Here is a 13,030-nt window from a genome sequence, read left to right on the forward strand (position 1 = left end):
CCCGGATACGCCTCAACCGCCGTCTGTGGCTAAGATCAATGCGCTTCGCGCATCTTCCAAACCGACGAACTCCTTGCCCGAGTTCACCGCTTTTTGAAGATGCTCCACAGCTGCCGCACGCTCGCCTTTCTTGAGGTAAATCATACCGAGGTGGTATTGGTAAATCGGCACGTCCGGAGATTTCTCGGCGGCTTTCAACTGTAAAGGCAAAGCCTTTTCGTACGCACCCTTTTGGTAATAGATCCAAGCCAGCGTGTCCCAAAACACCGGCTCCTCGGTCTTATCGAACTCCTTCGCAAGCTCGAAAGCCCGATCGAGCTTGTCTTTCCGAGAATGGTCAAGGCTCAGCAAACTGGCAAGATTGTTCCGGGCGAGCATGTTGCCGGGGTTTAGCTTGAGAATGGTTTCGTACTGTTTGATCGCGTTTTCATAGTCCCCGGAAATTTCATAGACCCGCGCCAAGTTCATGAGGACGGTGGGTTCCCCAGGCAGTGCTTCGAGTGCCCGATGATAGGTTTTGAGCGCCAGGTCCCGTCTGCCCGTTTGTTCGTAATAAGCGCCGAGATTTGCATAAGGGAGCAACCAACGGGGGTTGGACTGAATGGCCATGTTCAGAAACTTGACGGCTTCCATTTCTTGCTTTTCGCCCAGGTAATACAATCCCAGCAATTGGTGGGCACCCGCATGTTTCGGATTGTTGCTGAGAACATTGGTGATTCGTTCCACGCCCTTTTCGGCCTGCCCTTTTTCGACATAACTTCCAAAAATCGCTTTCAGAATCTCATAATCGTTTTTGGATTTTCCAAGCGATTCCTCATATTCGGCCAATGCCAAGTCATATTTTTTCTGGCTCTGATAAAGCTTGCCCAAAAGGAAGCCTCCGGTTGGATTTTCCGGAAACTCCGCTTTGATCCGCTTCAAAACCGTCTCCTGCTCCGCAGTCCTCCCGGCTGCCGCCAAAATTTCCGACTTGAGCACCAGCGCATCCAGACTAGCCGAGTGCCGTTTTTGGAACTCGTCGATCTTTTCCAGCGCTAACGAGTAATTCTTTTGCCCCGCCAAAAAGTCGATCAGATTCTTGTATGCCTCGAATTTATCGGGATTCGCCGCCACGGCTTTCTCGAGACTTTCTTGCGCGAGCACCGGCTTACCGTCGAGCGTATGCGCAGCGGCCAACAGCTTGAGTATTTCCCACGAATCGGGCTGATCTTTGAGCAACGAACGAAAGGCCGCGACCGCCTTTTGGCCATCCTTGCGGAATAAGGCAATGCGCCCCCGTAGCAAGAGCCCTTGGCGGTCCCCCGGATTCGCCTCCAGAACTTCATTGATCCATGTAGCGGCCTTGTCGACTTGTCCTTCGGCCAAAGCGAGCAAGGCCAAACGGTTTTTCGCTTTCAAGGCATCCGGAGCATATTTTTTCAAGGCAATGATCTCTCGATAGAGCCGCTCTGCTCTATCGGTTTCCCTGCGTTGCTCGTGAAGCCTCGCCAAGGCGAAGCGCAGGTCCGGTTTTTCTGGATAAGCCTCGATCGCTTCGGCAAGCTCGGTGACCGCCTCGTCGGATTTGCCGGATTTTGCCAAGAATTCCGCAAGCAAGATGTAACGCTGACTGTCGTCGCGGCTGGCCTGAATGGCTTCGCGATAGACCCGCTCCGCGTCGCTCCAGCGTTTTTGTCGAATATAGAATTCGGACAATAGTTTCCGGTGCTCCAGGTTGGCGGGATCGCCGGATATCATCTCTTTATAGATATTTTCGGCCTTTTCGAGCTTTTTCATCTGAGCGGCGAGCTTGGCCAGCCCAGATTGCAGCGAGGTATCGCCCGGATTTGCGCTTACTCCCCGCTCTAAAACTTTCTCGGCTTCATCGAGGTTGTTCTGTTGACTGTGGAGCATCGCCAAAACGAAAAACGCCTCGGCGCGGGACGGCTGCTCCGCCGTGATGCGGCTGAGTTCGTCGATAGCAGCGGCTTGATCGCCTTTGAGACTCGATAAACCCGCATTCACCATTCTTGCATCGATATCCTCGGGCTTAACGCTCAAAACGGCTCTCAACAGAGCGTCGGCTTTATCGAGCTGCTTGCCCAGCATATAAAGTTTCGCCAGCCTGACTTTGACGTCCAGGTCGTTCGGATCGAGCTCGCCGGCCTTTTGATAGAGGGCGAAGGAATCTCGCCAATTCTTCTGCGCTTCTTCTATTTGCCCCAAATAGAAGTAAGGCTTGGAGACCTTGGGATCGATCTGCAAGACGTTTTTGAACTCGATCTTGGCCTTATCGAAATTCCGCTGTTCGAGGTATTTTTTTCCTCGCTCCAGATGCTCGGCCTTGCGCTCTTCGGCGCCGCCGCACCCGGTCAGAACGTTGATTACACTCAGTGAGAGACCTAAGAAAGCTAATGTCCTGATCAGCATGGATATCGTCCCTAATGTATTTGCGGTTGAAATCAGCTCGAGTTCTCGATCTCGAGCACGATACAGCGGACTTCCGGAAATTCGCCAGGTTTCCCTGGGGTGTGCGGGCGCATCGCCGCTCCGAGAGTCCTGATGACAACAGCTTTGTAACGCGAAAGAGACCGCAGCCATCTCCTTGGCTCCATCTCCTTCCGCAATCTGGATTGTTACGGGCGTGAAAAATGTAATAAGCTGTAGTATTCTCCGACTATACCGTTACATACGGTCATGGTCCATGGGATACGGACCGATTCATCCGTCCGGTCTCTCGTAACATCGTGTAGATGCGCATATGAAAAATGGATTTTTGGCTTTTGCGCTAACCCTTCACTTCGCCTTCTCGGTATCCGCTGCTCAGGCTCCTGCCTCCTTATCGGCCGACTCATCGGCGTCCGTGCCTCCCGATTATATCGTCGGCGCCGGGGATGTTCTGGAGATCTCCGTCTGGAAAGAAGACGGGCTAACGAAGCAGACCTTGGTACGTCCCGATGGCGGAATTACCTTCCCTTTAATCGGTGAGTTGGCAGCGGGAGGTCTGACCGTCCGTCAGATCAAATCCGAAATCGCCAAAAGACTCTCCGATTTCTTTGCCGAGCCGGAAGTCAGTGTCGCTGTCATCAATTTGAACCACAAGATTTATGTGGTTGGCAGAGTCAACAAGCCTGGTGAATTCGTTACCCCGAATCAGGTTTCGGTCATGCAGGCGTTGTCGATGGCTGGCGGCCTGACGCCTTTTGCCGACGATGACGATATCAAGATCATACGCCGGATAGGCGAAAAGGAGGTGGCGTTACCCTTCGACTACGATGAAGTCGCCAATGGAAACGCGTTGGAGCAAGACATCCTGCTGCAAAGAGGAGACGTTGTAGTGGTTCCGTGATGTCGCACGAGTTATCCCTGTATCGATCGACGAAATTCCTGACGCTGCCGACTCGTTTGATTGGCTCTGACAGCCATGCATAACGCAAAACCGGTCAACGCCATAAGCAATAAAGGACGAGGAAACCCTCCACTCTACATCACGTGGATCATCGGATTACTTATCGCAACGGACGTCAATGCAGTGGAATATACCTTCCAAGCGGATGCCAACGTGGAAGAGGAGTACAACACCAATATCTTTCTCACACCCGGCCCACATACCGATGTCTGGGGCACGAAACTCGGCCTGAACACACAATTCTCGGCCGCTGAAGAAATATGGAAGCTCGACGGAAGTATCCGTCTCGACAATTATTTTTACGATCAAAAGGGCTTGAATACCCTGAATCAATTCGTTTCCTTGACCGGCAGTTATTTCGTCACCGAGCGTAGCCAATTCGCTCTTCGAGGCGATTACATCAGGGATTCGAGCCGAACTTCGTTCATTGAAACCAACGATCTGGTATTCGAGCAAGTCAGGAGAAACAGGCAAACGATTAACCCGTCGTGGACATATTATTTGAGCGAAGACACCCGGCTTGGTCTGAACTATCAATATGACAACACCGAATATCGGAACAACGACAATACCGCCTTTCCTCATTATCAAATCCATTTCGGCTCGGTCGGTGTGGTTCATGAATACAGCGAATACTTAAAGATGAATGGTTCGTTCTCCTACACGAGCTATTCGGCACCGGAAAGCACGACTTTCATCCCAGGAACCTTGGATTTCCAAATATTCCGTGTTCCCGGAACATATGAAAATCGCACTGAAGAAATCATGATCGATTACGCCACGGCCATCGTCGGATTCTCCTATTCCATCGACGAAACATTCGACGTCAGCCTTGCCGCCGGCGGCCAATACAACAAGACCGAAGCCGGCTCCCGAACGATTTTCAGAACTGCGTTCGGTGATCCGATACTCGATGATGGTGAGCACATCAGCAGCAGCTCTTTGACTTATCTGATAGACGCGAGCGCAACCAAGCGCTTCGAAGTGGACGAACTGAACCTCGACTATGCGCACACGGTCAGCCCGAACATTTACGGGAACTTGATCGAGGCTGATACGGTCACGCTAACTGGAAAGCACAAATTTACGCCGACACTGACCGGCTCGACTCAATTTTCTTACACGGACCGCAAGACAGCCGACCAGCGCAACGTAGAGCTCAATCGCCAACTTTTTCGTGCCAGGAGCGAACTGATCTGGAATTGGAGCGAAAATTGGTCAGCGATCGCGTCGTATCAGTACAGTCGACAGGAGATCGATGTCATCTCGAATATTCCCGAATCACACGCCGCTTATCTGACCATCCGCTATCGATGGGATAAGCTACAGTACTGACCGATAGCGAGGGAATCATGGAAGAAAAAGGACTTCACGACTACATGGCCGGGTTCAAGCGCAGCAAATCCCAATTTGCGGCAATTCTGACCGGCATCTTGTTTCTGACCCTCTTGCTCGCCGTCCTGCTTCCGCCGACTTACCGCTCCACCGCAACGATTCTGATCGAAGAACAGGAAATACCGCCCGAGTTGGTACGCTCGACCATCACGACCTATGCCACGCAGCGGCTGCAAATGATCAGCCAGCGGGTCATGACGCGCAGCAACCTGAACAAAATTATCGAGAAGTTCGACCTATACGCCGACGCGCGGCAACGGCTAACGGAAGAGGAAATCATCAAGCGAATGCGTGACGATATAGCACTGGACACGATCAGTGCCGACATTATCGACCCTCGTACCGGCAGGCCGTCTACCGCAACGATTGCCTTCACGCTGGCTTACGATAGCCGCAATCCGGATCTCGCCCAGCGCGTCGCCAACGAAATCACTTCGCTTTACCTGGAGGAAAACCTCAAGACTCGCACTCAAAGGACCGCTGAAACCTCGGATTTCCTCAAGGAAGAAACCAGGCAGATGGGGGATTATGTTTCGGTCTTGGAGAAAAAACTGGCCGACTTCAAGGAGCAGAACCTGAACAGCCTGCCCGAACAGAAACAAATCAATATCGAGCTCATGGATAGAACCGAGCGCGAATTAATGCAGATTGACAATGAAATTCTTTCCCTCGAAGATCGGAAATTCTATCTGGATGGCCAATTGGCCCAAATAAAACCCGATGTTCCGGTCATCTCTTCAACCGGAGAGCGCATTCTGAGCCCTCAGGACCGGTTGAAGAGTCTCAAGACGGAGTATTTGGCCATGGTAAGCCGCTATTCTGACAAACACCCCGACGTCGTCAAAGCTCGCTTGGAAATCGCTTCGCTCAAAATGGATGCAGGCGACTCGGACAGCGGGTTGGAAATGGCCAAGCATCTCGCCCAGCTGGACGGTCAGTTAGCGTCGCTCCGGGAAAAATATTCCGAAAATCACCCGGACATCGTCAATTTAAGAAAACAGATTTCCGCATTGGAGGCGGAACTGAGAAAGGCGCAAACGACCCGCGCAGTCCGGGACATTGCAGCCAGCCAGCCCGAAAATCCTGCCTACATTACGCTGCAAGCCCAGCGTGACGGCACTCTTCAGGATTTGCGGGTTCTGAGACAGCGGCGCGAGGAAGTCAAGGCAAAACTCGGCGCATACGAAAGCCGATTGCTGCAAAGCCCCAAAGTGGAACGGCAATACCTGGAGCTGGTCAGGGATTATGAAAATGCCACCGCCCGTTACCGCGAGCTGAGGGCCAAGGCGATGGAAGCCGAAGTGGCCGAGCAGCTCGAGAAAAAAAGCAAGGGTGAGCGGTTTTCCATTATCGAGCCTCCGCTGTTGCCCGAGAAACCGATCAAACCGAACCGGCCTGCGATTGCTTTTCTTGGCGTGATGCTGGCGATCGCGGGAGGATTCGGTTACGTGCTGCTGATTGAAAACATGGACAAGTCCATACGAGGAGCGAAATTGATAACGGGGCTGGCCGGCGGACCGCCGCTTGCCGTCATCCCCTACTTCGAAACCGATGAGGATATCTCACAGCAGCAGAAAATGAGGAGCGTCGGCATGTTGGCGGGCCTCGGTTTTATCCTGCTGATTTTGGCTCTGGTCCATTGGCTCTGGATACCGCTGGACGTCCTGTGGTTCAGGGGTTTACGCAAGATGGATTCGCTTTTAAGCTGAGCTTCTGAGATTCGGTTGCGCTGCAACCATCACCCGAATCGGCCGCTTTCGACACTGACGACGGATCGGCCGGTTCCCGAAACCAACCTAACCAGGGAAGGATATAACTATGGAAAGCATCGGTAGAGCATTCGGACAACAGCAGCACCAGGATTCCGCAGTGGCCAGCCCACAAATCCCCAAGGCGGATCTGGTTTCATTGGAAAACATCCAGTACACGCAAACCAGAACCGTAACGCTCTCGAGGGAGTTGCTGCGCCGCCAACGCGTTATCGCCGGCTATAGCCCCTGTGCCTTCGTGGACGCGTACAAAATCCTCCGTACCCGGGTCCTACATAAAATGCGCGAACAGGGCTGGAACACCCTGGCGATAACCAGCCCCGGGCCGGGCTGCGGAAAAAGTCTCACCGCCATCAACCTCGCGCTCAGCATCGCCCTCGAGGCTCACCAAACCGCGCTGCTGGCCGATGCCAACCTCAGAGATCCCACCATTCATCGTTATCTGGGTATCGACCCGGTCGCGGGCTTAAGCGATCACTTGATGGACAACGTTCCCATATCGAAAATCCTGATCAATCCGAAAGGCATAGGCCGTTTTGTCATTCTGCCGGGGAAACGGCCGATATTTAATTCTTCGGAACTCGTTGCCTCGCCGAAAATGGCACAGCTGGTGAAAGAACTGAAGCAGCGCTATTCGTCGCGATTTGTCATATTCGACCTTCCCCACTTAGGAACGGCGGACGCGTTGTCTTTTACGCCTTATGTCGATGCCGTGGTATTAGTCGTTGAGGAAGGGAAAACGACGCAGGACGAACTCTCCCAAGCCATAGCGGCTCTTCAAGACACCGCGCTGGTCGGTCTGGTCTTGAATAAAGCGGAAAACGGCTCGGTGGAATAGTCGCCGAGACCAAAGCTTACGCCGGACTTTATATCCTTTGCCTTGGCTGGCGAGGGAGAGGAGTTTTTTGCCTAATGCTATTCAAGCAGTTTCTTGACGCTTACGGGTGCCAAAGTCGAATAGCTTCACGGGCCAATATCAACTTGACTTTTCCGGTTCCATTCTCCGGATCGTTAAACCGTTTCCGTCTCGGACGAGTTCGAAATGACTATTCGAATCGGCGGATCTGTGCACATTATTTCCGACCAGTGCGCAGCGATCTTTAAACTCGTCGAGCGATTTTCTCGCGAATATCTCGGATTCATAAGGCCCCATTACGCCTTCCCGCGTCAGAAAGAACCATTCGGTTCTCCCGGTTGTACTATTACGTTCCCAGAAGACACGATCAGCTTTATACATGGCTTTATTTTTCTACTGTCTAGCGTTACCAACAGGTCCAACCACGCGGCAACACCTAATTAGTTAGCAACTGATTCCAGCAGATGCTCGAGACATGGGCTGAAAAAATATAACATAAGCTCTTAACGCTCGTCTTATTATAAAAACGTCCGCATAGACGTGTCGCGGCAGTATTCTGCCAACTCCGAAAGGGCTGGATAGGTGTCTTTCAATTCATATTCCCGCAAGTCATTTACTTCGCCGGAAGGTCAATCGTAGCTCTTTTTCCTGGCGGCTGCGAGGAGCAAGAATACGCTCCGAATTTCCCGCTGACGCCGGAAGAAGCTTCTCGCTTATCCTGGTCCAATATAACAATACCTTTTCGGAGGCAGGTGTTATCAAATCGAGACAAAGAGCTTGTCGGCGGCGGAAAATTAACGGCTTACATCCTTGATACTACACTTTAGCCGTCACGCTCCGCCAAACCTGAGCTAGGGAGTTTTAATCCGCATGAATCGGCTGGTCCGAATTGCTAGAAACCCGTGGATACTAACCGTCACGGCAGCGCTCATGCTTTATGCGCTTGCCGGGTTTTCATTCGTCCCCTATCTCGTGCAGCGTTATGTTCCCGAAATCGCCGCCACACAGCTTAAGCGCGATGCTTCCGTCGGCAAAGTCGCCTTCAATCCGTTCACATTCACTTTCGAAGCCCAGGATTTCAACCTGAATGACTCGAATGGCCAACCCGTCTTTCGATTTGCCCGGTTGTTCGTCAACTTCGAATTGGAAAGCATATTTCGGCGTGCGTGGACGCTTGCCGATTTCCGCCTTGAAGCCCCTTCACTGAGGGCGATAGTCGAACAAGACGGAAAACTCAATCTGGCCAAAATCGCCGAAGCCGCGCCAAAGTCCGAAGAACCCGAAAAGCCCGACGAGCCCCTGCCCCGCCTTCTGGTCAAGCATCTCGCATTGACGAGCGGTTCGGTGGAATACGCCGATTACTCGAAGGACGCCGACATAACGGAAACGGTGAGTCCGATCGATTTGGAGCTCAATACGCTCACGACCCTGCCGGAGAAAACCGGCACTTATGAACTCGCTTTCAAGCTTCCGGACGGCGGAACTCTCGAATGGCGGGGAAATCTTTCGCTGGAACCGATTCTTTCCGACGGCGACGTACGGCTCGACGCTTTCAACTTGGCGCTCCCCTGGAAATTCCTCCGGGACCGCCTCAATCTGGCCGAACCGTCCGGCCGGGCTGCGTTGTCGGCGCATTATCGGTATAGCCAGAGCCCCGAAAAGACCGATCTGTCGGTGACCAATCTGGGGCTGACGCTGTCAGGGCTCCGCTTCGCCATGCCCGATACGGCCGATCCGATCCTCGCTTTGGAGAAGATCGAAGCCGGTAATGCCAGTTTCGACCTGGCCAGCCGATCGCTTAACGTACCCTCCTTCATCATCCAGAACGGCCAGGTCAACGCATCGGTCGACGCAACCGGGTCGTTGAACTGGCAGAATCTGGTGAAAGAGGACGCGAACGGTACCGCTTCGAATCCGGCCGATCCGCCGCCCGACGCCGAGCCCGCCCCCCCCTGGAAGCTGGCGGTCGAAAATTTCAAGATCGCCGATGTCGGTCTCGCTTATGCCGATGCCAGCCGCCGGTCGCCTTATGTCGTTTCGGTCGACCGGTTCGGTCTCGATCTCAAGGCCACGGCCGAAGTCGGCGCGGGTACGCCCAAAGCAAATCTCGACGGGCTGACGGCCGTTCTGAACGGAATCGCCCTTACCGAACCTGATTCTTCCGATCCCTTGGCCGCTTGGGATCAGTTCGAACTGGCGGAAGGGCAAGTGGGCCTCGAAAAGCGCGAGGCAACCATTGGACGGGCCGCACTTAGAGGCGGCAAGGCTCAAGTCGTCCGCGACAAGACCGGTACCATTCATTTGGCCGAACTCTTCGCGCCTAAGTCGGGCGATACCGGCGCGGAAACGCCTGCTGCCGAAGCCCCTGCCGAATCCAAGGGACAGCCGTGGCACTTCGCGCTCAACACATTCACACTGGAGGGATTCGATCTCGGCGTCGTCGACCATAGCTTCTCTTCCGAAGTCGCCTACGATTTCGAGGACATCAATATCGGCCTCAAGAGCATCACCAACGATGGCGAGACACCGGTCGAGTTCGATACCAACCTCAAGGTCAAACAAGGTGGCGCGCTGAAGGCGACCGGCACCGCATCTCCCACGGGCGATCGGGCGGAAGCCAAGATTCAGGTCGACCGGGTAAACCTGAAGGCGCTGCACCCCGTGGTCGCCAAATTCGCTAAGCTCAAGCTCGAAAGCGGCGACTTGTCCACCGCCGTGGACGTGGATTTCACCCGGACTCCGAAAGGCCCGTCGGTCAAGAGCAAAGGCGTCCTCAGCGTCTTCGACCTTCTGTTGATCGAGACCGAAAGCCGAAAGCCTTTTCTGTCATGGAAGAAGCTTTCGGCAAACGAGATCGATTTTTCGCTCGAACCGAACCGTCTTTCGATCCAGGAAGTGCGAGTCGATCAGCCGGGATCGAAGATCACGATATTCGAGGACCGCTCGACGAATCTTGCCGCCATATTCAAGGAACAAAGTCCGAAGACTCCTGCGAAGAAAGCGCCCTCGCCCAAGACAACATCGAAGCAAGATTCGAAAAAACCGTTTCCGGTCACGGTGGAGCGCGTCCGCGTCAACGACGGTGTCGTCGACTTCAGCGATCTGAGCCTGGTCATTCCCTTTTCCACGCTCGTCCACGACTTCGACGGGACGATCACCGATATTTCGACGGCGGCTTCCGGCCGGACGCATCTGGCATTCACCGGGCGCGTCGATCAATTTGGATCGGTCAAGGTCGACGGTGCGCTGAATCCCATGCAGCAAAAAAAGTTCAGCGATATTACGGTGGTCTTCCGTAACGTCTCGATGACCTCTCTCTCGCCTTACAGCGCGACATTCGCCGGACGCAAAATACAATCCGGCAAGCTCGACCTCGATCTCGAGTACAAGATCGAAGACAGCATGCTGAAAAGCGAGAACAAGATCGTTTTGGACAATTTCACCTTGGGTGAACGCATCGAAAGCCCCAATGCCGTTTCCTTGCCGCTGGATCTCGCGGTAGCGGTACTTACCGACAGCCAAGGCCAAATCAACGTCTCGGTCCCCGTGGAAGGCGATGTGGACAGTCCCAAATTCCGCTACGGGAAAGTGGTTTGGGAGGCCTTCGTCACCGTACTGCAAAAAGCCGCAACCGCACCCTTTCGGATGATCGGTTCGGTGTTCGCGGGCGGCGAGGAACACCCCGACACGGTGCTGTTCGAGCCCGGCAGCGATGCCTTGCCGCCTCCGGAGCGGGAAAGGCTCAAAAAGGTCGCCGAAGCAATGGAAAAACGCCCCATGCTCAAGTTGACCATACACGGCCGGTTCGACCCCAAACGGGACGGCGAGGCGCTAAGATCGCTACACGTGCGGCAGGCCGTCGCGGAGAAACTGGATCTGGGTCTTAAACCTGGAGAAGATCCGGGACCTCTGGCGTTCACCAATGCCAAGACCCAGCGCGCTCTGGAAGACCTCACGATCGAGCGAGGAGGCCCCAGGGCGCTGGAAGAGCTTCAGGCCGCTTACGAAAAGAAGACCGGAAGGAAACCTCAGCGAGTCGGCAGAATATTGGCTCTTTTAGGCCGGGGTAGCGAGGACCAGGATTTCTATGAACGCCTGTTCGAGAATTTGGTGAATACCGCCGCCCCAATATCGACGTCCGAGCTCGAAGCTCTGGGAGATCGCCGGGCGAAAGCGATCCAGCAAGAGCTGATCGGCCTCCCCGGAGTCGATCGCACTCGTATCGGCATCGGAAAAGCCGAATCCACGTCGGACAACATCGACGGAAAAGTTCCGGCGCGGCTCGAACTGGGCGCGGTGGGCGGCTAAACGAAAATCGGGTGGAGGCGAGACAAATGAAGATGGCCGACGCCGCGCCTCAGAGACTGTTATGAATCGTCGTAGACGCGATAGCCGCATGGCCCGTGGCGACGCTGATCTGGTTGAGGGCGCTGACCACGTCGCCTGCCGCATATAAGCCCGGCACCGAAGTGCGGAGATGATCGTCGACGATGAGATGGCCTTCCGGGTCGCACTCCGCGCCGACCTGAACGGCCAGATCCGACCGAATCGCCGCGCCCAATGCGGAATACAAGGTATCGAAATTATAGGTCCGGCCACTCTCCATTCGTATCGCTCCGATTTTCCCCTGCTCGAAGCACACCTCCTCGATAGGTTCTTCGATTACCCGGATTCGAGCATTTCGCAGAACTTCCCGATCTTCGTCGGTGAGCGCCATATCCTTTCCAAGCGTCAGCAGGGTCAGATCACCGGTGTAGCACTTCAGAAACAGCGCCTCCTTGAGCCCCCCTTTTCCGAACCCGATCACCGCAACTTTTTTGTCGATAACCTCGTAGCCGTCGCAGATCGGACAATGCCTTATGTATCCGCTGCGAATCGCGTCCTTCAGATTCGGCAGAACCGGCTCGATATCGACCACGCCGGTCGCGAGCAATACCGTCCGCGTCGTGAACCGGTCGTCGCCACAGCTTGCCGCAAACCCGCCTTCGATCTTTTCGATCCGAGTGATCAGACCGGAATCGATGCTCGCGCCGTATCGTACGGCTTGGGCACGAAACCGCATCAGCAGGTCGTTCCCTGAAATTCCTTCCGGGAAACCCGGATAATTGTGCGAGATCGGAATCAGCGACGCCCGGCTGGAACCGGCATCAACGGTCTTGATCCTGCGGCGGAAGCGCGCGAGATAAATCGACGCAGTGAGGCCCGCGGGCCCCGCTCCTACGATCAGACAATCGAGTGCCGCATCGTCCATATCCGCCTCACGTGTGGTATATCCGCCGGTAGTCCGCGCCTCCGAGAGTGAGACTACCAACCGAACTCGGCCGTTCCTTGAGGGCGATTAGAGCGTTTTCATCTCGCTCGTACGGCAAAACCAGCTTGGCGGACGTCGTTGGCGCCTTCGGCTCGGGTGAATGGATTCAAGCATTCGTAGGTCGGCAATCCTTTGCCGACGAAGACGCTCGGCCGGGACGTGGTGTCGGGAAGGGATTCCCGACCTACTCGCGAGTGCCCGTACAGTAGGTATGAAAATGCTCTAAGTACATCCCAGAAAGTTTCGCGGAACGCGAGTGCAACACGTCGACAAAGGATTGCCGACGAATACTTCCGCGCAAAGCGATGTAC

At 54.5% G+C, this 13,030-nt stretch carries 7 protein-coding genes; 5 read left to right on the plus strand and 2 right to left on the minus strand.

Annotated elements, in window-relative coordinates:
- Positions 1-12 precede the first annotated feature (12 nt).
- A complete protein-coding gene (locus tag ACR2TX_RS21695) occupies positions 13-2,409 on the minus strand; it encodes a tetratricopeptide repeat protein (RefSeq protein WP_434130700.1) in 2,397 nt (798 codons plus the stop codon).
- 331 nt (positions 2,410-2,740) lie between these two features.
- Between ACR2TX_RS21695 and ACR2TX_RS21700 the strand changes: the two genes are divergently transcribed.
- The 5 genes from ACR2TX_RS21700 to ACR2TX_RS21720 all read left to right on the plus strand — a co-directional run bounded on the left by ACR2TX_RS21700 (position 2,741) and on the right by ACR2TX_RS21720 (position 11,716).
- A complete protein-coding gene (locus tag ACR2TX_RS21700; protein WP_434130701.1) occupies positions 2,741-3,328 on the plus strand; it encodes a polysaccharide biosynthesis/export family protein in 588 nt (195 codons plus the stop codon).
- A 75-nt stretch (positions 3,329-3,403) separates the two neighbouring features.
- Positions 3,404-4,723: a hypothetical protein gene (locus ACR2TX_RS21705; protein ID WP_434130702.1), complete on the plus strand. Its 1,320-nt coding sequence runs from the start codon at positions 3,404-3,406 to the stop codon at positions 4,721-4,723.
- Between the two features lie 17 nt (positions 4,724-4,740).
- On the plus strand, positions 4,741-6,492 hold the full coding sequence (locus ACR2TX_RS21710) for a GNVR domain-containing protein (RefSeq protein ID WP_156881608.1): 1,752 nt from the start codon (positions 4,741-4,743) through the stop codon (positions 6,490-6,492).
- Between the two features lie 109 nt (positions 6,493-6,601).
- Complete coding sequence (locus tag ACR2TX_RS21715; RefSeq protein WP_077732214.1) at positions 6,602-7,390, plus strand: CpsD/CapB family tyrosine-protein kinase; 789 nt, start codon at positions 6,602-6,604, stop codon at positions 7,388-7,390.
- A gap of 888 nt (positions 7,391-8,278) precedes the next feature.
- A complete protein-coding gene (locus ACR2TX_RS21720) occupies positions 8,279-11,716 on the plus strand; it encodes a DUF748 domain-containing protein (protein WP_434130703.1) in 3,438 nt (1,145 codons plus the stop codon).
- 49 nt (positions 11,717-11,765) lie between these two features.
- Here ACR2TX_RS21720 and ACR2TX_RS21725 read toward each other — a convergent pair whose 3' ends face one another.
- A complete protein-coding gene (locus ACR2TX_RS21725) occupies positions 11,766-12,659 on the minus strand; it encodes an NAD(P)/FAD-dependent oxidoreductase (RefSeq protein ID WP_434130704.1) in 894 nt (297 codons plus the stop codon).
- Between the last annotated feature and the right edge of the window lie 371 nt (positions 12,660-13,030).

Origin of the sequence: Methylocaldum sp. GT1BB (genome assembly GCF_051027545.1) — a bacterium.
GTDB lineage: Bacteria > Pseudomonadota > Gammaproteobacteria > Methylococcales > Methylococcaceae > Methylocaldum.

Bases quoted from the DNA above. Each gene is read 5' to 3' on its own strand.
- ACR2TX_RS21695 (WP_434130700.1), bottom strand. From the start codon at position 2,409: ATGCTGATCAGGACATTAGCTTTCTTAGGTCTCTCACTGAGTGTAATC.
- ACR2TX_RS21725 (WP_434130704.1), bottom strand. From the start codon at position 12,659: ATGGACGATGCGGCACTCGATTGTCTGATCGTAGGAGCGGGGCCCGCG.
- ACR2TX_RS21715 (WP_077732214.1), top strand. From the start codon at position 6,602: ATGGAAAGCATCGGTAGAGCATTCGGACAACAGCAGCACCAGGATTCC.
- ACR2TX_RS21700 (WP_434130701.1), top strand. From the start codon at position 2,741: ATGAAAAATGGATTTTTGGCTTTTGCGCTAACCCTTCACTTCGCCTTC.
- ACR2TX_RS21720 (WP_434130703.1), top strand. From the start codon at position 8,279: ATGAATCGGCTGGTCCGAATTGCTAGAAACCCGTGGATACTAACCGTC.
- ACR2TX_RS21710 (WP_156881608.1), top strand. From the start codon at position 4,741: ATGGAAGAAAAAGGACTTCACGACTACATGGCCGGGTTCAAGCGCAGC.
- ACR2TX_RS21705 (WP_434130702.1), top strand. From the start codon at position 3,404: ATGCATAACGCAAAACCGGTCAACGCCATAAGCAATAAAGGACGAGGA.